Source organism: Burkholderia sp., from assembly GCF_018375725.1.
Lineage (GTDB): Bacteria > Pseudomonadota > Gammaproteobacteria > Burkholderiales > Burkholderiaceae > Burkholderia.
Window position 1 is genome coordinate 16,749 of the sequence record NZ_JAHACR010000004.1, and the last position, 21,940, is coordinate 38,688.

Sequence of the window (21,940 nt, forward strand, 5' to 3'; positions counted from 1 at the left end):
AATATGAAGGTCGTGCGTGTTTTTGCGGGTTTGATTCTCTCTTTGGCATGGTCTGCTGGACATGCAGCCGGCCCTTCGGTCAACGATTTGATCGAGGCGGAGGCAACGAAGACACTAAAGTCGCTTACTGAGAGCGACAAGAGCACTCCGACGCCGCCCGCTCTTTTGCCGACGCAACAACAGTCGCCGGCACTGCCGGCGGCACCAATCCCTGCCACGTCTGACGCTGATGCAGGCAAGCCCAAGCATCGAGATGGACTGTTTGCTCGTTTCGGTGTTGTCCCGAATCTGTCCGGGTACTTGATGTGGAACGACGTCATCTATCAGGTCACGGTAGGCAAAAAGATTAAAGGTTATACGGTCGTCGCGATTGACGCAGATGGAGCTAATTTGCGATCGCCGAAGGGAAAGATCAAGCACTTCGAATCGTTGGTCGACGAAGGTTTCGACAACGGCAATGACAAGCCTTCGCAGCAACAAGCCCAAATGACCGGCAGTCCGGGTTTCGCAGCCTCGCCGTTGCCCCCCTCTATGCCCACCATGATGCCTGGTCCCCGAGTCGGCGGAGTCAACGGAGTTCGCTAATGCTTAGTCGCTTTCTGAACAACAAATCCGATTCGAACCTTTTGCAACGAGAGTCGTCGAGAGGCGAGGTGATTGACGTCGTCGAGAACGGTGGGGGTTGGGTTCCACCTTCCTCTAAACCGACCGGTGCCGTTGTGGTGGATATTGCTGGAGATCAGCACGCTGTCGGTAGGGATGCGCGGAGAGACGAGCCGGCGCCGGTGGGTGATACGGTCGAGATCATTACAACGGTTGACGCACTTCCGCTTTTTACGCGGAAAATGTACGACGATGACCTGGTACAGATGCCTCCCTCCATGCGGCAAAACATTTGCCCAGTGGAGGTGGTGCCTCCAAACTCGGAGGGCGGCAAGAAGCACGGCGAGTACGCGATCATCCTGACCAAAGAGATGCTCAACGATGACTACGTCGATGAGCTGGTAGCGCATCTGGCCGTCAAGTGGGATCTGGTGGCGGGGGGCTACTATGTTGCGTCTGACCAGGTGCTGATTGATCTTGCGCGTGACAAGGTGATGGAGAATCGCCGTCGCAAAACGCTCAGCGTGTCCTTGGAGCAGAAGAATGCAAGCACGCTCTATCGTCAGTTCGAGTTGATGGCTGAGTTCGCGATGGCGAATGAGGTCTCGGATCTTCATATCGACATGAACCGACGTCTCGCGAAGTCGCAGGTGTCGTTCCGCATTCACGGGAAGCTGGTACACCCCCCGGAGTTCCTGATTGATACGCACACGCTGTTGGACATGGTTGCGTATCTATACAACAACAAGTCCCAAAACGGGTCTCAGAACTCTTACAACGAGAATCTTCCTCAGCAGTGCCAATTGCAGTTGAGGGTAAGGGATCGCGACTTGCTGTTTCGTTGGGCTTCAGGACGTACAGCCTTGGGAAGTGTCGTTGTTCTGCGGATGCTTTACCAGGACGACATGCAGAGTATTAAAACGCTCGAGCAACTGGGGTATTTCGAACAACAAGTCTGGATGTGGCGCAACGCGATCAGCAGACACAAGGGGGGCATCTCGGTGGCTGGCATTGTGGGCTCGGGAAAGTCCACCACAATGCAAACCAACATGGCGAACCTCCCGGATACGATGGCGAAGTACACCGTAGAGGACCCAGTTGAGTATTTGATCCCAGGTGTGCGCCAGTTCAACGTGTCGCGGTCGCTTACTGACACTCAGGAAGACTCGTTCATTGCTTGGAAGCGACAGCTGAAGCGGATGGATCCGAGCGCGGTGCTCATCGGCGAGTGCCGAGATCTGGACAGCGCCTCGATGTTCAGAGACATCGTGGAATCCGGTCATTTGGGTTTCACGACTGTCCACGCGCCTTCTCACGTCGGCAGTATCGATCGCTTTTGCTCGAGCGAGCTGGGAATCCCTCGAGAGGTGATGGCAACTCCAGGATTTATGAACTTGCTCGTCTATCAAGCACTGGTGCCGATCAACTGCGAGTGTTGTCAGGACTTTCCGGCCCGGCAACATGCCGAGGCGTCGTATCTGAACAGAATCGAGCGGCTTTTCGACCTTGACGTCGACGGCATCTACCTGACAAACAAGTCTGGTTGCCCGAAGTGCAGCAAGCCTGGTTTGGCTGAGTTGAATGGTATCGCCGGACGGAAGGTCGTTGCGGAGATGCTCGAGTTGGACACGTACATGCTGGATATGATTCGAAATCACAAGAATATGGATCTCATCCAGTACGTGAACCAACTTCGTGTGGCGAAATTTTCGGAGGAGGATTCAAGCGGGAAGTCGGCGATGGAAGTTGCGATGTACCGGTGTGCCCGAGGCCAAGTTTCACCGTACGAAATCGAGGAGAAGTTTGGCACCTTTGAGCAGTACGAGAACGAGCAGCGACGCTTTGGGCTCGGCAAGTTTGCAACGGGTGGTGAGCGATTCGGGACCGCAGAGAAACCCCACTAATCCGATTTTTTTGAGGCCTCTTGTAAATGAATTCGATATTGGAGCGGTTGTCGTTCGGTCGGGCGAGAAGCAGCGACAACCCTACGGCAGGGCGCGGGCTCTTTCTCGCTATATATGAGTTCAAGCAACGGCGCGGGGAGTTTTACTCGGACCTTGCCGGGCTTATGGCGGCGCAACCGGGGAAAAACATTCGTGAACTTCTTGAGCCGTACGTTGAGCGGTACGGCTCTATGCCGGAAGGGAAGCTTGCGGCGTACTGGTTGCAACGGATGGACGAAGATGTCGCGACATTTTCTGAAGCGCTCGTCGGAACAGTCCCGTCGGAAGATCTGACCGTGCTGGCCTTTGCTGAGCGAGCGGGGGATCTCAAAGTCGGCCTCGAACAGTTGTCGGAGAACATCCGCGGTATGGAAGAGGCGAAGAAAGTTGCGCGGACCGTGCTCTTCACTGCGGTGGCCGCTGTCGTGATCTTCCACATTTTCCTTGCCGTTGAGGGATTCGTATTGATGCCTCGCACGCTCAAGTCTATTGGGGGAATGATCCCGCCGGAACACTGGGGCCCGGTCGGGAAAATGTTTTATGGACTCGGGGTAGTTGTCCGCGGGTGGGGTTGGGCGCTGATCCTGCTGGAGGTGTTCGTCTTCGGGTGGGTGAAGTGGTCCTTTCCGAACTATGTCGGGCGATTCCGGCCGTGGCTAGATCGGCACTTCCTCCCGTATCAGTTTTATCGCGACTTTCGAGGTGCGGCTTTCCTGTCGTCGCTGGGTGCCGGGACCGTCAGGGTTGGCACGCAGGTCCAGACGGTGCCGGATGTGCTGGAAAAGATGGAGGCTGAAGCCTATCCGTGGCTGAAATGGCATATCAAGCGAATCCTGAATAATTTTGAGCACGAGCCGAATTCAAAGGGCGAGGCGTTCAACACTGGAATCGTCAACGACCGGGCGTATTACCGGATCGTCGATATCGCGGAATATAGCGATATGTCCACAATGCTTTCGAAGGTCGGAGAGATCGTCAGAAAGGCTGCGCCGGCGGAGATGGAAAAGAAAGCAACCATCGTCCGGTACCTCGTCGTCATGATCGTCATCGTGATGATGCTGGGTATGTACTTCGGCACGTTCAAGATGTCGGACGAATTCAAGGCAATTATTCAGCTCAACATGATGATGCGCGGCTAGCGGGCTTGCGGTTTCGTTGGGCATGAAAGATCCCCTGGATAGCGGTTGTTTCGAAGTTTCGCCTTGTGTGGTGGGGTGTTGTAATCAGGTCAACGTCCAGTTTGGGCGCATGCCTTGCGTGGATGAGCGCCTATTGGGTAGTTCAGTCCTGGCAAGAGAGGGTGAATGGATACTTTTTGAGGAGCATGAGAATCGTGGAAATCCGGGAAATCAACATGGCGCAGGGCGATGCGGACACTTCGGTCTATGACCAGAAGGTGCGGAAGGATAGTCGGAGGGCCGAGGCGCAACGTGGGAGCGTGCTGATCGAGTATGGCCTTTACCTGCTCGTTGCGCTCATCGCAGTTGTCGGCCTGTACGCGTATTTCAACTCGAACAGTGTCGGCGAGCAGACCAACCAACTGGGCCAGGATCTGACGTCGCTTGCGGGTAAGGTGAAATCCTCGTATTCGGGCCAGTATGCGAACGTTACGAACGGCAACCTCGACACGGGTGGCTTCTTCAAGAACCTGGTCTCGATGTCGGATAACGCGGGGGTCGTGACCACGGCCCCCGGCGGCGGTCAACTTACCGTCACCTCCGGCACCCTGAACGTTGCAGGGGATTCGGTGCAGTACAAGGTCACGAACCTGCCGGATTCGGCCTGTCAGCCCATCTTGTCGGCAATTCAACGTGGGGCTGCGAAGATCACCATCAATGCGACGGTCATCAAGTCGCCGACGGTGACGTTCAACCCGGCGAACATGACGTGCACCGGGGATGCGAACACCCTTACTTTCCTGATGAGCTGATCTGTCCGTCTCGGGGAAGTATGGCAGGGCGCCTCGCGGCGCCTTTTTTTATGAGAGGTCTATTACTCTCGGTATTGAGAACTGCCAAGAGGTGCGACCTGAAATGTGATCGTTCCGCTAGCATCGTAGGCTATACTTCCTGATGGGAAATAACGCGGCGATCGCCGACGCCCGATAGCGTTAGGGCGGTCATTGTCAAGGGGCTTCCATGGACAAGATACTGAGTTTGAACAATTTCGACCGTACCGCGGCGGCGACGGGACGTCATGGTATGTCGTTGCGCCGGAGGAAACTCGGGCAACGCGGTTCGATGCTCATTGACACTGCGCTCGCACTTACGGTTGCGACAATTGCCCTCACGGGGCAGATGGCGCAGACATCGGAAGCGATCGACGAGTCGATTGCGAAAGCAACGGGGCAGTGGGCTGTCGAATACCAAGGTGGGCTTAATGGTTACTACAGCACAAACGGTCAGGCCATTATGGCCAACCAAGGTGTTGCCGGTGTGGCCAATCCGTATGCCCCGACAATTCCAGAGCTCGTCAATCTTGGTTACTTGCCGCAGGGCTTTGGATCGAAGGCGCCGAATGGCCAAGTATTCACCTCGAACGTTACCCAGGTTTGCCCCGGTGGGAACTGTACGCTGGCTGGGTATGTGTATTCAACGAGTCCATACAAGGACGGTACTGGGGCCGTACGAAACGACCTAGCCGGGATTGCCATGCAGGCAGCGGGGGCTGATGCAGGTATGACACCCCCGGGTCAGACAGGTCAGTTGGTTGGGACGGGCAACAGCTGGCAAACACCGATGGCAGGTGTTCAGGTTGGTACGTTGGCGATGCGCGTTGGTTCCTATTCGGCAACGGATGCGATATTGAGCCAGTTTTACATGCTCAACGGGTCACGCAAGCTGACCGGTGCGATGAACGCCAACGGGAACAATATCAACAGCGTCGGGAACCTGTCAGCTCAAGGGAAAATCGCGACGAACGGTCTTAACCCGAACGACCTACCGAGTGGATGGGGTGGTGGCATCCGGACGTGGGACGTGTACGCAGGAGGGACCGTCGGAGTCGGAGCCGGTGGCGGAGCTATGCCGGTTGCCTTTATGGACCAGACCGGTACAGTTCAGGGACAGAGTGTAAACTCTACCGGGAACGTAAACGCCTCTGGGACGTTGTGGTCGAACGGCGGCGTCGTTACCAACGGGAACATGACGTTGGCGACCAGCGGTTCACAGATCACGAATCCGGGGCGCATGCACATCAACGTTGGCGAAAATCTTTACCTGCAGCCGTGGTCCGGTGGCTCGACTATTGTCGGCGGCGGCGGCGGCAGCGGCAATCTGCAGGTGACCGGTACTACGTATATGTATGGCCCGACAGTCAACCAAGGCTATACGTACCTGAACGGTGGTGGCGTTGTGAATAGTTCGCTGTCGATGGCAGCAACGGCGTGGACAGGTTGGGGCTGTTCCGGTACCGGGATTACGACCGATCCAAACGGTGACTTGTTATCGTGCAAATCAGGCGTGTGGCAGCAGGTGGGATCGTCGGGTACCACCAACTACGTCTCGATGGACATCGGCAATGGCGGTTGGTTCGGGATACCCGCAAACTCGACGCGCGTTGATGGATATATAGTCGTTTCGTGGACTGGCAGCAACGCGGGTGTAGCTCAGTTCATCGTTAGGGATACAGCGGGGAACATCCAGAATTATTTCTATGCCGGTGACTACGGCTGGAACGACGGCGGAAGTGGTTCTAAATGGTGGATTCCTGTGTCGATTCCTGTCGTTTCGAATTCGGCGTCGATTCAGATGGTGCAAATCAACGGCAGCAATTCTCTTACCTGGCACGTCGCAAGCTACACCCAGTAATCCCTTTGCCCCGGGAGATCCCCGGGGCAAAGCGGCCAATAGTCTATCCTGACACCTTCCTCCCCCCAAAAAAACAGAGATCCGCTGAAGCGCGGAATCTTCGATTGTCTAAAGCGCACCGGCTAACCTGCTCACAGCGACTGAACCTGATTCTGCGCTCGTGCGTCGTTCGGACCTCTACTCCGATTGGGATAAATGGTATCCGGTTCACGCCGGTGATTTGGGCTAAACCTGCCCGTCTTCAATCAGCCCCCTGTTGATATCACCACGCGGTAGTTTTTCGGCTCGGCATGTTGATGCCGTGCGAGCACGCGGCGCCTTCGGTGGTTGGTTAATCACCAGCATGTACGCCAAGCCCATGTCAAGCGCGTCGTCCGGCAATCCACGCTTCAACAAGTCGTCCACCTTGCGGGGCTTGACCGCACCGCTCGAACGTCGGCCGGACGTTCGTCCGCCTGAGCGCGCCCGCGTCGAATATGACCTTCGGCTGCAGGGCTTCCAGGCTGTAGCCCAGCCAATCCGCTTCATCACCCCCGATCACATTATCCAGGCGCTCAGCGCAGGCGCTGGTCACCGGCTACTCGAAGCAAGGATCTACGGCTTCCCGTTTTGGAATGCCTTGATCAGGAGTTAGACGTGTCCTTGCAGGCCGTGCGAATGGACTTCAGCCAGCTTCCGAGGGCTTCGTAGGCCGCGACCTCCGTCGAGTTTTCGTAGGTCGCAGCACGAACAGTTCGCGCCGACTGAAGCCGACCGGACTGTCAACGGCAGCTGGGCGACTTCGACGTTGACGAAATAGTCGTGACCGTCGTGCTCGACCCAAGAACCTCGTAGACCGACATGTCGAACGGACGCCGGCACGATGTCGCATCCCGTTGCAAACCCAAATTTTGAATGACGTTTTCATTGGCACGGTCGCTGCGCAATCAGCGGTAGCAGCCTTGCGTCACCATTCAGCCAGCCCATTGCATGGGCGGGGGGCGATGGCTTTGAGAGCCGGTTGGAGTTGAAAGCTGTCGGTGATGAGCCCAAGGCGTGATCCCGGCTCGTGCATGTCTGGACTGCCGAGCGGGGATCGTGAGCTGCCATGCCACATGAATCGGAGTGACGCGCCTTTCTGGTGCGACGATCTCTGGCGGGGTTCAGGACTGAACCTGCAAGAAACTTCGAGTTCAGCGAGGGGAAACCAGTCCCCACGACGCCAGAATTCCTTGGATCGCGCGAGCATATTGGTCCCGCTGTCGTGGGGTCTCTGAATGATAAGAACCGATGGCGGCCCACGTATTGCCGTACTTGACCATTTTTTGCTTTAGATGCCAAGCGGCAACATAGATGTTGACGCACTGGTCCCTCAAGGACGACGGGCTTACACCATACGCCTCGAGCTCCGGGAAGTGAATTGAGTTGATCTGCAATTCACCCACGTCAATTGAGCCGTTGGAGTTGCGGTGGACGGCTGTGGGGTCGCCTTTGGACTCGTACCACGCGATTGCCCGAAGAATGTTCGGGTTCACCGATTGATAGGTACCGGCGTCATCAAAGCAATCTGCCAGGGCGGGTTGTGCTGCGGTCAGCAGCACGAGAGCCACCCCGGCCATCAGCCCCGTAAGCCGACGGCGGATGCGAAGGCTTGTGTGCAAAGCGAGCTCCTCGAGAGGGTGTTGGATCGAATACCGCGGCCGCGCGAGTTGTCGGAGTCCGACGGGTCGATGTCGTACTTCGAGGCAACCTTGGACAGCTTGGCGTTGAGGCTGTCGAGCGTGACCAGCAGGCGGTTGAGGCGAACCAGCAGCCACGCGAGCGCCGGCGTCAGGTTCGTGCCGGACATCGCGGCCGAGTAGGTGTCGACCACATCACCGTTTTGCTCGACCAGTCCGTTTTTCACGCCTTCCATACGGAGGAACAGGTCGTAAAGATCGGCCCGGCCGTCACCGGTGCCGCGCAGTTGGGCCGGGACGCTCCGGCGATCGAATTGCGCGTATTCGCACATGTATTGGTTGGTCACGCTCATGGTTATCTCCTTGATAGGTCTTACAGGAGTCAATGTACCGACGTGCGTTTCTGTTTCTAGCCCTGTTGTGTTAATCGGGTAGCCACGCGAGCGCGGCTTGGGATTCGTCCACCACAAGCCCCCCAGCCGTTTCGGATGGGGAGGGGACGGCCGATGGCGGATCGGGTTGCGGTGCAGCTGAGACTGGGACAGCGGTTTTCCGAGCATCAACGCTTTGGGGCGCGCTCTGTCGCTCAGCGGATGATTCCGGCGTTTGATCCGCCGGAATCGTCGCCACCGCGACTGCATTTCGCGAATGAACCAGCTTGACGATATCTGCAACCGATTTGATCGGCCCGTGCAGGTCCTCAAGGTGAGCGCCGAGCTCGGCCAGGCGAAGAAGCTCGATATTTGCATCCGAGCCTTCCTCAAGGCGTTCCATATGGCGGAGAACGGCGTGATGCGCGGGAACCGTGATCCGAAGTCGCATGGCGGAAGGAGGGCGTGCCATGGTCGAGTTCCTCAGGCTGCAGCTCGGTTGCTCGCGTCTCGCGCCGCCCAGAATTCGCCGGCGTATTGGAATCCGCGGACGTTGCTATAGACCGGATCGGCATCGGTGTGGATCTGGCTGTGCGACTTGCCCAGCTCCTTCTTTACATAGTCCGCGAAGAGATGCGCGCCGCCACCGGTGATCAGGATGTTGTCGATGTCGGAAATGTTCCCGATCGACAGCAGCATTTCGCTGATTGCGTCTTCGACGATCCGAGTCACGATCGGGCGCATCGGCGTGATATCCACCTGGCGGCCATTGATATACAGCGGGGCATTCATGCGAAGAGCGTTATCGATCCGCTGCATCGTCCGCGGGTTCAGCGTGAGATCCGGTGCAATGTGCTCGGCCACGGCACTGATGACGGCCCAGACAGACTTTGGAGTTGCGCTGCAACGGCCGGTCAGGGGGCGGGCGCCCTCGGTGACGAACCAGTCGAGGGTACCGAATCCAGGGTCGATGACCAGGTTCGTCTGGTACTGCATTGATTCCAAAAGCTTACGGGGGACCGCGTAGTTATAGAAGGCGCCGCTCGGCTGCGGGAAGACTTTCACTCGGCGCACGTCTACCTTGAGGTTCTGGTCGGGCTTGATGGGATTCGGGACTTCGTGAACTCCGGTCAGGAGGCCCTTGAGTTCGTCGGCGTAGCGATCGTAAGTGGTCAACGGGAGGCCCACGACCATGTAGTCGACGGCCTGCAGCCGCATCTTTTGAAGAGCGCCGAGGAAGAGTGCGCGATAGATGCGGGTCGTTGAGTAGGCTGCGGCGACCTCGCGCTTATAAATTCCCTTCGATTCCGCGAGGGCGTCGGCGCCTACGGCATAGCTCTCGCCGTCGACCGCGACGACGATCCGATCGGCCTTGCTCATCAGGCCGCCGGTGAAATCCGATTGAGTGGCTCGCGGGGCGAGCGAAGGGAACAGACCGACCTGGGCGTCGCTGTCGATGTTGCGCTGGGAGGTGGTGTACTTGGTGTTGCCGTAGCCGACGTCGATGGCACGAACGATGGGCGGGGTTGCCTTGCTCATATAGGTTCTCCACAAGAAGTACGCAAAGCATATGGGCTAATCAGCTTCTTGACAAGAAGCTTGACCAGAAATCGGCCAGTTATCGGCCACGCGTGGGCGATAACTGGCCCATATCCGGCCAATATCCGGCCCGTTGCGTGGATTGGATGACAGAGGAGGGTTTGAAACGGCACCGGTCTGGGCCAGAAATTGGCCACTTACCGGCCAAGCGTGGCCAATTTACCGACGCTTACCGGCGACGTTGGCGAGATGATCAACGGAAACGGTGAACCGCCCTATCGTACTTCGTCTGACTTGCAAAAGGTATTGTAAAGAGAGTGTCCTGCCATGTGGCGTGAGACACATGAGCACCGGGGGTTTCGGGAATTTGTGTAAAAGGTAACGGTGTAGGGAAGCGATTTAGATTCTTGACAAGAAGCGCTGACCTATCTAATCTGCGAACCATCGACCGCACCGCACGGTGCGTTGATCGGCAGCTGGGCCGTATCTAGCCACCGACGCCCATCCCATAGGCAGCGTCGGGACCGGACGCGCAACGCGTCCAAAAGCAGGACAGTCGAGGCATTAGCCTCGCCCGAAATCCGATGAGGATCGCTCGGGCAAAACGCAACCCGTGGATCCCTCGCGGATTCACACGGCTCGCAAATCAGCGACGCCGGGCATCGCCCCGCTAGAACCTTTCATCTCGACAACGACCTCTGATTGCACGAAGGCCTCCTGCGCGAATTGCGCCGGGTTGGTCCGGCAAGCGTCACGCATTGAGCGTGCGATCTGCGTCAACGTCAGCACTGGAAGCCTCTGGCTCAACAAAAGCTCTCGCCGCTTACATTCCGTCAGGAAGCGTACGGCGAGAAGTTCTCGCAATACGGAATCGGTACACACCACCGACCCAAAATGTGTGATCGCTCCACCTGGAGCAGCCCGCCAGACGCCTGACCTACACGGGCGTTATCCACTGGCGCGAAGCGCATGCGCTTCTAGTCATTCCGATGACTCTCATTCCGCCGGACGCGGCTTCGTGCGAAACGCATGGAAGTCGACCTACTCGTTTTCGAGCGCCCTTAGAGGCGTATCGGGGGCGAGCCGGGTATCTGGCAACTTGCTCGAACCTCATCACGGGTTCGGAGGCTGCAAGGGAAGGAATGGGAGGAACCAGATTCGTTCGGGAAGCGCTTGGGGCGCTAACCGAGAGTCAGGAGGACGTCGCACCTCTTAAAAACGCGACAAAGGCTCCCCGCTTAGGACACAAGCGGGGATGGCGCGAAAGCGCATCTGTACGGCCGAGGGATCGGTTGTGCAGTTCCATAAGTTTCTAACGTACAGGCACTGCCACCCCCCGTCGCTACGGAAGGCGACAAGAAGCACCACGTAGGAATAGAAGCAAAGCCCCCCGGCCTCAAGCCCGGAGGGATTGGAGCGCCTATGCGCCGATCCCTGCGGGAATGAGACCGGGTGATGAATCGACGTGCTCACGCGCATACCGACAGAGCACACCAGGGCAACCAGGAATCAGGAGTGAAGGAATGGCGGACTTCTTCGATACGGATAGTAAAGCGGCGGATGCGCCAAGAGCGGGTACTCAGGCTTCCATTCCTCATGGGAACTGGAAGAAGCAGCTGTCCGACCTTCTCAAGCAACAGGAGAACCTGCGGACGGTTCGCGGCGACCGGCGCGCATCGGACAAGACGCTCGAAGCCCGTGGCCATATCCTCTATCAGGGATTTCAAGATCTGCGAATTCTCGGATACCGGTTCGACACGATCACCAGCTTCCGGGAGAAGCACTTGCAGGCGCTTGTGGATAAGTGGGTCGATGAGCGCAAGGCCGCGTCGACCCTACAAAACCGGATCACGACCTTCCGTATCTTCTGCAGCTGGATCGGTAAGCCGGATCTTATCGGCCCGACCGCGCGGTACGTGAAAGACCCGAAGCGGGCCACGCGCGCTCTCTCTGCGCAGACGGATAAGAGCTGGTCTGGAAACGGCGTGAACATCGACGAAAAGCTGGCCCAGATTCGCCAGGCCGATGAGCGCGCCGGACTGATGCTGCTCGCAGGCCGGACATGGGGGCTGCGACGCCTGGAGATGGTCTGTATCCGTCCATATGCGACCGTAGTAGTGGGCGGCACCACGAACATCGTCGCATTCACCGATGTGAAGGTGTCGCGTGAGGAACTGAAGGCCGCGATTGCCGCGAGCGGTTCAGGGCTTCCCATCAAGAAAGGGACGAAGGGAGGCCGGTATCGTGTGCTTCCTCTCGACACGCAGGAAAAGCTCGACGTACTCCGTCAGCTTCAAGCAGTGGTGCAGGATCGTGACGGCTTTCTGGGATGGCCGGGGGAATCGCTCAAGACCAATGCTCGCCGCCTCTCGTACATCGCCAAGAAGTTCGGGCTGACCAAGGCCGATCTGGGCGTCACGCTCCACGGCCTGCGGCACGAGGTCGCGAATAACGAATTCGAGCACCTGTCGGGTGTTCAGAGCGCGATCCGGGGTGGCAATAGTCCACTTCGCGGCGAAACGCGCGTGGCGGCTCAACTGGTGGCGCAGCTTCTCGGCCACTCCCGCGTGTCGATCATCAGTGCCTACTGCGGCAGCGTGGTCAACATGGGCGAAATCCAGAAGAACCGCGCGATCGCGGAGCTGGATGCGCTTCAGCCGCACCTTGAAGCGATCCGCGTGGCGCTCGAGCGTCACGGCTTCGTCAGCCTCTACATGGTCGGTGCTCGTGCGATGGGTAAGCGTCGCCCGCAGGACGTGGCCGTTCCGTACGAGTTCATGACATTTGGGGAGGCCGGCCAGCCCACGTATGCGCTGCGAGCGGAGCTCGAGGCGCTGCTTTCGACGCCCGTGTACGTCCGGATCATGTCCGAGGAAGGGGATGAAGCAAGTGCGACCTACCTGAACAACATGCTTCAGGTGATCGATGGCACGAACGACGGGACGGACCAGAACGCCGACGATTTCGGACTGGAAGATGGAGGCATCGATGCTGCTCTTGAGTCGTGATGGTGTCGGGGAGAACGGGCGGGAGGTTGCCTCCGAATGGGCGCGAGACGACCGGAACTGGGTTTGCCGGTCGGCCGAGGATCCGGTTCGCTGGATGCTCGGTCACGAAGCAGGCGCTGTGAAGGCCAAGCTCGTCGCGGATGGCGTGGACTATCGCCTGGTGCGCAATGGCTCGCTCCTCGATTTTCTGGCCGAAATCCTGACTGGAGCGGCCAGCGGGGTTTATGGCACCGCGGCTATGCCGATTCCGGTCAGCGATCGCTTGATGGGCGCAGCGGCTCGGGAGTTCCGCGACGAATTCGGTGTGGACCTCCCGGGTGCGTGGGGATCGCTCATGGCGTGGTGCGACGGGTTCCAGATTGGACGCATCGAAGTTTTCGGCACCGGCGGCGGCAGGACGGGCTACGTCTCGGCGGATGCGCCGCGCGGCATCGTGGCTGCGAATCGCTATCTCCGGTCCTCTGTTTCCGCCCGGGTGCTCTGGCTCGGCGCGATGGTCGGTGTCTCGTTCGGGATCGATCTCGAATCCGGGCTGACCGTGGGTGTCACGGATTCTGACCGGAGTGTGTGGATCGCCACGCGCCGGCCAGATGAAATGCTCGCGTGGCTGCTCGGCCTTGTGACGATCCGCGAGGTTGCCTTCCTCCATCCGCTGACCGAAGGCAATTGGCCTTCACATGTGGCGGACGTGCTCGCCTCTGCCGATCTTGTATCAGCCATTCCGGAGCGGCGCTTCCCAGGTCGCGCGGGCGAGCAGGATCGATTCGGACTGTAGGTAACCGGCTTCACGGTGCGGGCCCGGATGATTGGCGATGAGTGGTGGATTGTTGCGTACCACTCCGAGCGTCGCGTAAGAACTCGCTAACGAATCGCCATTTCGCGCAATCCAGTGTCTCGGAATGGCGGACTTTGGATGAATTTACGAAGTTTCGGCCTGAAAACGCTACTTCCGGTCGGCGATTTTGGATGTTTTCGGGTATTTCCCCGGGATTTTCGAGACTACACGCCTTGAATGCTGATCCCGGCCCTGCAGATTTGGTCACCATTGAATGGTGAGGAGAGGGTTGCAATGGATCTGCACTTGCTGTTTGACCTGATCCAGGGCGCCGCGAATCATCAACACTTCAACCCGGACGCACGGGTTCCCTTGAAGACCCTCGTCCCTCCGATCAGGTTATGACCCAGCAGCAACCCCCGCACGTGAAATCTCGCCCACTCGAACCCGATCCCTTCGCGTTCGAGCTCGCCGGTACCATTCTCGGGAAGCGCATCGAAACAGACCACCGCGACTACAACGCGTTGCTCGCGTGCCTGCGCGACGCCGGACGGCCGGTCGAACTGGCGTTCTATGGCCCGGATGCAGCGACTGCGCGCTCCGTGATCGATGCGGTCGCAGACGCCAACCTGCGGACGATTCCGGTTTTCCGGATACTCAGCCGCATCGCGAGCCTCAATCGACGCCAATCCGCGTCCGTGTCAGCGGATATTGCGCGGTTCGATCCGTCCAGACTGGGAGGGCGTGGTGCCGCCGGCCGCCAGCGCGATCGTGCCCGGTCAGCCGAGCAGCGTCTGTTGCTGGCGAATCGAATCCATCGCCTGACTGCGGAGCTTGAGCGCCGCGACAAGATTGGGCAGGGATAGGCGGAAAGGGCTGACGTCGGCGAGCAGGTGATGGTCAGAACCGCGGGGAGGATACCGCCCTTCAGTGCGTGAAGTGAATTGTGCGCTGCGAATCCTGACCGGATGCGTTAGAGGTGGCGGAAGAGCCGTAGCGCTTCCGCGCCAGCGAGCAGCCAGATCACGAGCGGTGCGAAGGCTCCAGCGAGCGAAGCCGCAATGAAGGGGAGACGCGGGGCTCGGCCCGAAGATGAAGCGTATGCACGAGCCCGGTCGATCGTCGCGCGGACCGTACTGCGCACCAGTTCGTCTGGTTCAGCCTGCGCATCCCAGCCGGAATACCACGCCATGTCCGAGTTGTGGATCTCGCCCACGAAAAGTGATATCTCGCTCGCGCTGGACAGCCTCGCGCGCTCGACGGCGTACTCGAGCATGTGGACGCTTCGCAACGGGATGTTGATATAAGGCTCGATGCGCGCCAGCCAGAACCAGTCCTTGTCTGGAAATACCGGACCGGCAAACCGGCCGGCCCGCCTGCGGCGACGGCAGTTCTCGACGAGGTATGCGTGCGGCGGCAGGAACCCGGCAATGCGGCGACGCTCATCTGGCGAAAGCAGGTGGAACGCAGGCGAGCCGCCGATGTACTGGAGGCGTCGCGTGCCGCCGGCGCCGAAGCGGTCGGTCAGCGTGCGGCTTTCGCGTCTCGCCTGCCGAACGACGCCGGCAAACTGCCAGGGCATCAGCGAAACCGCGATCTGCATCATGAACGCGTCGCGCGGCGGTATTTCGAGCCAGTCGTCCATCTCCACGTGAAGTCCTTCGAACAGCCGCATGAATTGGGTCTCGCCGAACCTCAGACCGGGCGCAGCCTTGATCGTCCGGTTGACGAACTCCCGGTAGTGCCGATTCGTTCCACCTCGCAGACCGTGCAGCACCCCGTACACCTGGCACCGGACGTTGCGGTAAGTGAAAGTAACGGCGTCCACATGTTCTGGCAGCGGCTGGTGGCCGCAGAGCAGGTCGTTCACGGCCACGTACTGTCCGGCCGGCGTGAATTGCGGAAGGTGTGGATCTCGGTGCATGGCGACGTGGGTTTGGTGGGAATTCTGATCTGCAGGCATATATACTTCCTGACAGGAAGCGAGAGGCGCAGGATAACCGATGTGTCCGCCAGACAGTGGATGCGTGGGGTTTTCGCCGCGTAGACGATTCCAGAAGCCAAACCTCGGAGAGCCATGCAGACATTGCCTGAAAATCCGGACAGGAACGACAGCCTGTTCTCACTGGCGCTCGATGCGTGCGTTGAGGCCGTCCTGATGCGGCTGCTCGTCACGGTCGGCGACCTCCATACGGAAGCGTTCGACCGTCATCGCCGCCGCGCTTGGGAATTTGCCGACAGGGCGGGCTATCTGTACGCCGACGAGCCCATGCCGCATCTGCTCGATGGAGACTCCGAGACGGTCGAAGGATGGGCGCAGGGAGTCGAGCGCCGGCGGAAAGAGCGACACGAGGCGGAGGAATACGCCCGGCGCCAGGCGCGAGAGACGTTGATCCGCGCAAAGAACTGGGCCGCGTTCGGGCTTCCCGCACCGGAGCAACTGCTGGTTGACCTTCAGCGCGGTGAGTCGCTCCTCATCTGCGGCCATCGGCTGTTTCCGGATGGGAACTGCGTGCGCTTCGCCGATCCTTTCGGCAATCACGGGTTCTTTTTCCTCGGCGATCCGTGGGGCATGACGGTCGCCGATATCGAGCCCTTCCTTACGGATATGGCCCACGGCGAGGAATGGCACGCTGGCTTCTACTGATCCACCGGGCGCGACAGGCTTGATCTGCCGCGCTGACCCGGTATGGTCTTTCCAGAACCACGGATTTCACGGAACAACACGGATGAATGACATGAACGGACAGGGCAACGGCGAGGAACCCGACTATCAGGCTGCGTTCAAGCGTGCGTGCGCAGACATCGGCGCGATCAATGCACTGCTCGGCTTCAACGATCATCCCGGTATCGATCGCATCCTTCGCGCGATCACCGATCTCCAGCTGGCCAGCAGGACCCGTTCGGTTCCGGAGGGGTTGACGGCCGCACTGATGCGATACGATGCTCTCATGGCATCCGTGGAAGGCTGCACAGACGGTGGCTGCGTGATCCGGGCGCCGAAGGGGATGCACACCAACGGCGGATGCCGCTGCACGCGCGCAGAGCACAAGATGCGACGTGCAATGTATGCGTCGCAAGAGCTGCGCCGCGCCGTCGCCGCGATCGCCGAGCTGCCGGCCACCAGCGCGACCTCGGTCGATGTGCGGGAAGCCTCGGGCGGAACGAGCGACGCGCAGGCGGCCCGCGCCATCGAGATTGCCGACCAGAGCATGGTCGAGCTGCTCCTTTCCCACGCGGTGCGCTCCGATGCGGTCACCCCGGCATTTGGGTTGTCGGCCGAAGACGGCACCGAAGTGGAAACGCTCGAGGAAGCCGACCCTGCCATCCAGGAGGCGTTCGAGTGGCTTGAATCGCGGGGCATGGCCGAACTCCTGGAAGAGGCCGGCGGCACGTGCATCCTGCTCAAGGGGCACTCGCTCGAGTATCTGAACCTCTGACCAGACGACCTTAGACAAGCAGCACGGCACCGAGGAATGGGGCAGGCGCAACTTTACTGGGGGCCGCGTGTCGCGGTCGATGCGCCAGCGTCAATGGCGGATGCAGCGTTTTCCGATTGACTGTCCCGGCTTCATTCGAGGGTTTCGACGATATCGAAGATGCCGTCGAACTGATGTGTCGGAAATGCCGTGCGCCACGCATGCACCTCTCGCTCCAGTTCCTCTCGCGTGGGAACGGGCTCCCGTCGTTCACCATTCTGCGCGGCGATCATCGCCCGATAGGCTTCTGCGATCGCCGGGCCGAGTCCCGGGCAATGCATCGCGGCTCCGCCCGACATGCAGATCCGCACGCCTTCGATCGCGCAACCGTGTTTCGGTGCGACCTGGACGTACCAGTCGCCATTGCCGCCGGGAAAGATGACGAGCGCGCGCTGCTCATCGTCGGGCAGATCCCGATCGTCTGTCACGTACAGGGCCTTCACGATATCGGACATGGAAACCTCTTCGGTTACGCAAGCAGCGGCTCGGGCTTGCATTTCCGGACATGAAACAGCGCGTTGGTTGCGTTGGTCATGCGACGGATGACCTGAATTTGCTCCGTTTCGGGCCGATCCGCATACGCGTTGCATGCCCTCAAGGCCTCCGAGGTGTCGGCGCTTTCGAACACAACCAGTTCGCCGAGATGCTTGCCGTCGTTGAAAAACGTCGCGATTACTTGGTGTGCCATCGTCGTCTCCGCTGGAAGGTCCCCGTTCAAATCATACCGATCATGTCCGGCATCTCAAGCCGGAGAACCATCCCCGCGAGCGCATGCCCGGCCGACTTCCTAACCGGACCAGCACCTCACCCAAGTCGCTGCACTGGCACTCGGTACGGCAGAAATAAGTGCCTGGCGGAAAACTAGTTCCTGATAGGAAGTATAGGAATAGAATGCGCCTTGTGACAGAACGATACGAGGGCGCAGGTATGCAGGATACGTCTGTAAATCCTGAACGGAACGATGCGGATGGCGGGGAGGTGGAAAGCCTCTTTTCGCTGGCACTGGACGCGCGGTGCGAGTCTGCGCTGATGTGGCTGTACGTGACATCGGGCGACGTGGGAACGCCGGCGTTCGACCGGCACCGACGTAGGGCGTATGACCTTGCCCGCCGCGCGGGGTATCACTACGCGGACGAGCCGATCCCGCATCTGCTGCGGGACGATGACGAGCTCACCCAGGCATGGGAACACGGCATCCACGACCAGCAGGTCGAGCGACGCGAAGCGCTGGCGGCCGTCGAACGCGAGGGCATCAAGAAGCTGATCGCGGCGAAGGACTGGCCTGCACTCAAACTCCCGTTTCCGGAACAGATTCTCGAAACGCTTCGTGACAGAAAGCCCGTTCACGTTGAGGGCCACTGCCTTTATTCCGAAGAGGACTACATCTACTGCGTGAACCCATACGGCATCGAACTCCTCGTGAGTCATGTCCAGGATCTCACTCCCGACGATATCGAGCACTTCCTTGCGGATATGGCGCTCGGCGAGGAATGGGGCCCGGTGCCGTATTGACGCTCAGCATCTTGAATTCCGCGCTTCGTCCGGCACGATTGGATGACACCGTGGATTCCCCGGGCTATCCGCCGCGGAGCACCCACGAGCTATTTCGCCGGACCGAACAGAAAATGAACGAACCAAAGAAGACACCTCGCAAACCTCGCCACTTGCCTGACCCGAACTTCGTTTCGACGACGGTGGATCAGTGGGGTGGAACGCTCGTGGAATGCCGCGACCTTTGGGATGGATACAGTCTGGACGATGCGGTCCTCGACAGTACGCCCCTGAAGAAGTGCCAGTGGGCGACGCTCTTTACGTACATGCACCGGCGCTTCGGTCCGCCGCATATCGGTGGCGACGATTACAAGGATCTGTCCGCCAGTTGGATGCTGACGACGCCGGACTGCGAGGTCTTCGTCCGAGTCAATCCGTCATTGAGTGGCCCGGGCTTTTCGTTTTCGCCTTATCTGGTGATGCCGCGGGATGCCACGAAGCGCGCACACCGCGCCAGTGATCTGAACTTGCCGGCCGATCGGGTGGTCGCCATCCGGAAGGCGTACCGGGCGACTCTTCTTGATCTCCTGCGCCCTGTTTGCGTCCGAGACCACCACATCAACGCGCTGGGACAACTCGGGGATAGCGCTCTCGATCAGGCTCTCGTGGAATGCGACGACGACGAGAGCAATGCCTACGAGTTGCGATTCCATCCTTCCTGCGGTTACGCCATGCCGCTGGGGCTTTTCGGAGGCAATGAGTGGCCGATCTTGTGCTCCTTGATCCGCCACCTGGGCGATGGTGACCTGGAAGCAGGGCGCGTGAAAGCGCTCCAGGTGCTACAGCGCGACGTCTATGCCGAAGCGGCGGGCGCCGGATGGCAAGTCCACCGGCTCATGCTACTCGGCGCCAGGAATCAGCGTGAGGCGGTCGCTGCCGGGCTGGGACTCGGCGCGGACGACGTTGCCCGTTTCGATGATGAATTCAGAGCGCTTCACGATCGCGAAAACCCGAACCGGTCCATCGTTGCCGAGATGACGGACGCGGCCGTCGATTCCGCATCGGATTTTTTGCATCGGCTTGGCTTGCTCGACGCGGAGCTCGAGGAGACCGTTCGCGGAATGCGGCGCGAGAAGGCTGTTTCGGAAGCGTGGGCCGAACTTGTGGTGATCGCCAACGATACCTTTCCCGACGACGTGGCGTTGCCGGCAGAACCGTACTCGATGGACGGCGAGCTTCCCGTGCAGTTGAAGGCAGCGTTCAACGGGATCGGACGTACTGACCTTGCGGACTGGGTGGACAAGACCGTGGCAAGGCCGCAGGGACTGGGGGCGCTGGCGGACATTACCTTCCACCTTTCCTCTCAGGCCAGGGAGCATCAGGACGACAAAGCCGCCGGCCTCACTGCCTGATCCCGGTAGGAACTGGCTTTTCAACCCGAATGGGATGGTCAACACTAAATGGCTGACATGGACACGAATGCGATCGCGCAAAAGCTCAAGGATCTCGACTGGTCGAGCGTGCCGGTGCGAAACCGGGAAGCAATCGAGCAAGCGATCACGGCGCTGCAGCGCGTCGATCCGAACACGCCCGTCGCCGGTACTGCGGTGGCAGCGTCGGCGGACGAGCGGGCGGCGGAGGCGGAGATGTGCGAGGCATTCGCGCGGCACATGGGCGAAATTTGGCCGACGGCGTTGGATACCAAGCGCCGTATTTGGTCGCTCGCGTGGGGCGCCTCGCGTGCCAGCGCATCCTCTGCCAATGAGAAGGGGACGGAAGGGGCAAAAGCGATCGCCTATCGTGTGCTGCGCCGAAATACCGTGAGCGGGGAATGGGTGTCGGACGGTCGGCATTGGAACGATGGCGCTCCGACTGCCACCCTGCTCGCCGAGACGGCAGCGCGCTCCGATGAATGGCGTGTCGAGATTGCATACGCCACCGCGCAGGCGGCGGAACAGGTGGCGATTCCGAAGCCGATTTATCAGGCTCGCCAGCATTCCGACGAGGAAGCTCGATGGGACGACGTGCACGAGGCCACGCATTCGGCCTGCGCAGCTCAGCCGCAGTTCTATGAAACGCGCATCGTCTACGACGCCGCCCCGCAGCAGCCCGCGCGGGCCGTCGCCAGCTTGCTCGCGGCACCGATTCCGATGCTGTTGTTCTGCCCGGAATGTGGTCTGCAACACGTCGATGCGCCCGAGCCTGCGCGCGATGGCGAGGAGGCGTGGGATAACCCGCCGCATCGGTCACATCTGTGTCGAGGCTGTGGAACCGTATGGCGACCGGCCGACGTTGCGACCGTCGGCGTGGCCAGCATTCAGACGACTGGCCAGGCGGATAACTGGGATCGCTTCGCCCGAACCGTCGCGGCCGGCGCTGTACGAACGGTAACCGTCGCCGAGGTCGAAAAGAGTTTCCTGCGCAAGCTGCTCAGCTTTGCGTGGGAACTCGACATCATGTGGCATCGCGATCGGAACGAAATCCGCCGCATCAAGCTGGACGTGCGCGACGGCGTGTCGATGGCACCACCCCTGGTCGAGCAGCGTGTCGATCTCATTCGGGAATTCGTGTCGACGGCCCGGAACGCGATTTCCTCCGGTGGCGGCGCGGGCGGGGAACTCGCGACGCCGGATCAAGCGACCGAGGCGGCGCGGTGAGTCAGATAACGCGTAGACCGAACGCCGGCGCGACCCGAAAAAGCGTGCTGGGCGAGGTTAGGGAGGTCACCCTGGCGATCGAACTGATCGAGCTCGGCGCACGGTTGCAACTGCTGGAGTCCGAGACCAGCCTGTCGCGTGATCGTCTGACCAAGCTCTACAAGGAGATCAAGGGCGAGTCGCCGCCGAAAGGCATGCTGCCGTTCTCGACCGACTGGTTCATGACGTGGCAGCCGAACATACATTCCTCGCTGTTCTACAACATCTACCTCTTCATGCTGCGGGAGGCTCGCTGCGATTCGGTCCAGGCGATGGTGAAGGGTTACCGGCTCTACCTGGAAAACATCGAGCGGGACGATGACGAAGCGGTACTGACTCTCACGCGCGCGTGGACGCTGGTGCGCTTCTTCGATTCGGGTTTGCTCACGATGGCGCCGTGCACGCGCTGCGGCGGGAAGTTCGTCATGCACGCGCACGATCCACATCACAGCTTCGTGTGCGGACTCTGCGCGCCGCCGTCGCGGGCCGGAAAAACCCGCAAGGCAGCGGTGACGGCCTGTGGCGACCACCCGGACTGATTCCAGACAAGAACCCTTCACGACCGAAC

Annotated in this window: 22 protein-coding genes; 15 read left to right on the top strand and 7 right to left on the bottom strand. The window is 59.9% G+C overall.

Annotation, left to right across the window (positions count from 1 at the left end; genetic code table 11):
• Positions 1-3 precede the first annotated feature (3 nt).
• The 6 genes from KH616_RS02180 (at position 4) to KH616_RS02205 (ending at position 6,989) form a co-directional block, all read left to right on the top strand.
• Entirely contained in the window at positions 4-585 is a 582-nt protein-coding gene (locus KH616_RS02180) for a hypothetical protein (protein WP_292234702.1), read from the top strand.
• Complete coding sequence (locus KH616_RS02185; protein WP_292234705.1) at positions 585-2,507, top strand: ATPase, T2SS/T4P/T4SS family; 1,923 nt, start codon at positions 585-587, stop codon at positions 2,505-2,507. Before KH616_RS02180 ends, KH616_RS02185 begins: the two co-directional genes overlap by 1 nt.
• A 26-nt stretch (positions 2,508-2,533) precedes the next feature.
• Positions 2,534-3,685, top strand: a complete 1,152-nt coding sequence (locus KH616_RS02190) for a hypothetical protein (RefSeq protein ID WP_292234708.1) — start codon at positions 2,534-2,536, stop codon at positions 3,683-3,685.
• A 185-nt stretch (positions 3,686-3,870) separates the two neighbouring features.
• Positions 3,871-4,476 carry a type 4 pilus major pilin gene (locus tag KH616_RS02195; RefSeq protein ID WP_292234710.1) on the top strand — a complete coding sequence of 202 codons (606 nt, stop codon included), beginning with the start codon at positions 3,871-3,873 and terminating at the stop codon, positions 4,474-4,476.
• 208 nt (positions 4,477-4,684) lie between these two features.
• Positions 4,685-6,355, top strand: a complete 1,671-nt coding sequence (locus tag KH616_RS02200; RefSeq protein ID WP_292234715.1) for a hypothetical protein — start codon at positions 4,685-4,687, stop codon at positions 6,353-6,355.
• Positions 6,356-6,698: 343 nt separating this feature from the next.
• Positions 6,699-6,989 (top strand): hypothetical protein, encoded by a 291-nt coding sequence (locus KH616_RS02205; RefSeq protein WP_292234718.1) that lies wholly within the window; start codon positions 6,699-6,701, stop codon positions 6,987-6,989.
• Between the two features lie 538 nt (positions 6,990-7,527).
• Here the strand turns inward: KH616_RS02205 and KH616_RS02210 are convergent.
• The 4 genes from KH616_RS02210 to KH616_RS02225 all read right to left on the bottom strand — a co-directional run bounded on the left by KH616_RS02210 (position 7,528) and on the right by KH616_RS02225 (position 9,923).
• Positions 7,528-7,953, bottom strand: a complete 426-nt coding sequence (locus tag KH616_RS02210) for a lytic transglycosylase domain-containing protein (protein WP_051392310.1) — start codon at positions 7,951-7,953, stop codon at positions 7,528-7,530.
• Complete coding sequence (locus KH616_RS02215; RefSeq protein ID WP_143262272.1) at positions 7,953-8,366, bottom strand: hypothetical protein; 414 nt, start codon at positions 8,364-8,366, stop codon at positions 7,953-7,955. The genes KH616_RS02210 and KH616_RS02215 overlap by 1 nt, the downstream gene beginning before the upstream one ends.
• Positions 8,367-8,436: 70 nt before the next feature.
• Positions 8,437-8,856, bottom strand: coding sequence for a hypothetical protein (locus KH616_RS02220; RefSeq protein ID WP_292234725.1), 420 nt, complete (start codon positions 8,854-8,856; stop codon positions 8,437-8,439).
• A gap of 11 nt (positions 8,857-8,867) precedes the next feature.
• The gene (locus KH616_RS02225) at positions 8,868-9,923 is read right to left on the bottom strand and encodes a PRTRC system protein D (RefSeq protein WP_046196939.1); all 1,056 of its coding nucleotides are present in this window, start codon (positions 9,921-9,923) and stop codon (positions 8,868-8,870) included.
• 1,523 nt (positions 9,924-11,446) lie between these two features.
• Between KH616_RS02225 and KH616_RS02230 the strand changes: the two genes are divergently transcribed.
• The 3 genes from KH616_RS02230 (at position 11,447) to KH616_RS02240 (ending at position 14,572) form a co-directional block, all read left to right on the top strand.
• Positions 11,447-12,931, top strand: coding sequence for a phage integrase N-terminal domain-containing protein (locus KH616_RS02230; RefSeq protein ID WP_080323261.1), 1,485 nt, complete (start codon positions 11,447-11,449; stop codon positions 12,929-12,931).
• Entirely contained in the window at positions 12,912-13,706 is a 795-nt protein-coding gene (locus KH616_RS02235; protein ID WP_046196940.1) for a hypothetical protein, read from the top strand. The genes KH616_RS02230 and KH616_RS02235 overlap by 20 nt, the downstream gene beginning before the upstream one ends.
• 401 nt (positions 13,707-14,107) lie before the next feature.
• Positions 14,108-14,572, top strand: coding sequence for a hypothetical protein (locus tag KH616_RS02240; RefSeq protein WP_292234731.1), 465 nt, complete (start codon positions 14,108-14,110; stop codon positions 14,570-14,572).
• A gap of 107 nt (positions 14,573-14,679) precedes the next feature.
• Here the strand turns inward: KH616_RS02240 and KH616_RS02245 are convergent, their stop codons facing one another.
• A complete protein-coding gene (locus KH616_RS02245; RefSeq protein WP_292234734.1) occupies positions 14,680-15,669 on the bottom strand; it encodes a hypothetical protein in 990 nt (329 codons plus the stop codon).
• Positions 15,670-15,783: 114 nt separating this feature from the next.
• Between KH616_RS02245 and KH616_RS02250 the strand changes: the two genes are divergently transcribed.
• Together KH616_RS02250 and KH616_RS02255 are read left to right on the top strand one after the other, a co-directional pair.
• A complete protein-coding gene (locus KH616_RS02250; protein ID WP_292234737.1) occupies positions 15,784-16,353 on the top strand; it encodes a hypothetical protein in 570 nt (189 codons plus the stop codon).
• 91 nt (positions 16,354-16,444) lie between these two features.
• Positions 16,445-17,146: a hypothetical protein gene (locus KH616_RS02255; protein ID WP_292234739.1), complete on the top strand. Its 702-nt coding sequence runs from the start codon at positions 16,445-16,447 to the stop codon at positions 17,144-17,146.
• A 131-nt stretch (positions 17,147-17,277) separates the two neighbouring features.
• Here the strand turns inward: KH616_RS02255 and KH616_RS02260 are convergent, their stop codons facing one another.
• Positions 17,278-17,640, bottom strand: coding sequence for a hypothetical protein (locus tag KH616_RS02260; RefSeq protein ID WP_205814635.1), 363 nt, complete (start codon positions 17,638-17,640; stop codon positions 17,278-17,280).
• 14 nt (positions 17,641-17,654) lie between these two features.
• On the bottom strand, positions 17,655-17,873 hold the full coding sequence (locus tag KH616_RS02265; protein WP_292234747.1) for a hypothetical protein: 219 nt from the start codon (positions 17,871-17,873) through the stop codon (positions 17,655-17,657).
• Positions 17,874-18,112: 239 nt separating this feature from the next.
• Between KH616_RS02265 and KH616_RS02270 the strand changes: the two genes are divergently transcribed.
• The 4 genes from KH616_RS02270 to flhC all read left to right on the top strand — a co-directional run bounded on the left by KH616_RS02270 (position 18,113) and on the right by flhC (position 21,911).
• Complete coding sequence (locus tag KH616_RS02270; protein WP_292234748.1) at positions 18,113-18,697, top strand: hypothetical protein; 585 nt, start codon at positions 18,113-18,115, stop codon at positions 18,695-18,697.
• A 113-nt stretch (positions 18,698-18,810) separates the two neighbouring features.
• Positions 18,811-20,088: a hypothetical protein gene (locus KH616_RS02275; protein ID WP_292234749.1), complete on the top strand. Its 1,278-nt coding sequence runs from the start codon at positions 18,811-18,813 to the stop codon at positions 20,086-20,088.
• Between the two features lie 234 nt (positions 20,089-20,322).
• Positions 20,323-21,333, top strand: coding sequence for a hypothetical protein (locus KH616_RS02280; protein WP_292234751.1), 1,011 nt, complete (start codon positions 20,323-20,325; stop codon positions 21,331-21,333).
• Between the two features lie 5 nt (positions 21,334-21,338).
• A complete protein-coding gene (gene flhC, locus KH616_RS02285) occupies positions 21,339-21,911 on the top strand; it encodes a flagellar transcriptional regulator FlhC (RefSeq protein ID WP_292234856.1) in 573 nt (190 codons plus the stop codon).
• The last annotated feature ends 29 nt before the right edge of the window (positions 21,912-21,940 follow it).

Bases quoted from the DNA above. Each gene is read 5' to 3' on its own strand.
- KH616_RS02240 (WP_292234731.1), top strand. From the start codon at position 14,108: ATGACCCAGCAGCAACCCCCGCACGTGAAATCTCGCCCACTCGAACCC.
- KH616_RS02195 (WP_292234710.1), top strand. From the start codon at position 3,871: ATGAGAATCGTGGAAATCCGGGAAATCAACATGGCGCAGGGCGATGCG.
- KH616_RS02280 (WP_292234751.1), top strand. From the start codon at position 20,323: ATGTGCGAGGCATTCGCGCGGCACATGGGCGAAATTTGGCCGACGGCG.
- KH616_RS02255 (WP_292234739.1), top strand. From the start codon at position 16,445: ATGAACGGACAGGGCAACGGCGAGGAACCCGACTATCAGGCTGCGTTC.
- KH616_RS02225 (WP_046196939.1), bottom strand. From the start codon at position 9,923: ATGAGCAAGGCAACCCCGCCCATCGTTCGTGCCATCGACGTCGGCTAC.
- KH616_RS02220 (WP_292234725.1), bottom strand. From the start codon at position 8,856: ATGGCACGCCCTCCTTCCGCCATGCGACTTCGGATCACGGTTCCCGCG.
- KH616_RS02210 (WP_051392310.1), bottom strand. From the start codon at position 7,953: ATGGCCGGGGTGGCTCTCGTGCTGCTGACCGCAGCACAACCCGCCCTG.
- KH616_RS02200 (WP_292234715.1), top strand. From the start codon at position 4,685: ATGGACAAGATACTGAGTTTGAACAATTTCGACCGTACCGCGGCGGCG.
- KH616_RS02260 (WP_205814635.1), bottom strand. From the start codon at position 17,640: ATGTCCGATATCGTGAAGGCCCTGTACGTGACAGACGATCGGGATCTG.
- KH616_RS02245 (WP_292234734.1), bottom strand. From the start codon at position 15,669: ATGCCTGCAGATCAGAATTCCCACCAAACCCACGTCGCCATGCACCGA.
- KH616_RS02230 (WP_080323261.1), top strand. From the start codon at position 11,447: ATGGCGGACTTCTTCGATACGGATAGTAAAGCGGCGGATGCGCCAAGA.
- KH616_RS02265 (WP_292234747.1), bottom strand. From the start codon at position 17,873: ATGGCACACCAAGTAATCGCGACGTTTTTCAACGACGGCAAGCATCTC.
- KH616_RS02185 (WP_292234705.1), top strand. From the start codon at position 585: ATGCTTAGTCGCTTTCTGAACAACAAATCCGATTCGAACCTTTTGCAA.
- KH616_RS02205 (WP_292234718.1), top strand. From the start codon at position 6,699: ATGTACGCCAAGCCCATGTCAAGCGCGTCGTCCGGCAATCCACGCTTC.
- KH616_RS02180 (WP_292234702.1), top strand. From the start codon at position 4: ATGAAGGTCGTGCGTGTTTTTGCGGGTTTGATTCTCTCTTTGGCATGG.
- KH616_RS02275 (WP_292234749.1), top strand. From the start codon at position 18,811: ATGAACGAACCAAAGAAGACACCTCGCAAACCTCGCCACTTGCCTGAC.
- KH616_RS02235 (WP_046196940.1), top strand. From the start codon at position 12,912: ATGCTGCTCTTGAGTCGTGATGGTGTCGGGGAGAACGGGCGGGAGGTT.
- KH616_RS02215 (WP_143262272.1), bottom strand. From the start codon at position 8,366: ATGAGCGTGACCAACCAATACATGTGCGAATACGCGCAATTCGATCGC.
- KH616_RS02190 (WP_292234708.1), top strand. From the start codon at position 2,534: ATGAATTCGATATTGGAGCGGTTGTCGTTCGGTCGGGCGAGAAGCAGC.
- KH616_RS02270 (WP_292234748.1), top strand. From the start codon at position 18,113: ATGCAGGATACGTCTGTAAATCCTGAACGGAACGATGCGGATGGCGGG.
- KH616_RS02250 (WP_292234737.1), top strand. From the start codon at position 15,784: ATGCAGACATTGCCTGAAAATCCGGACAGGAACGACAGCCTGTTCTCA.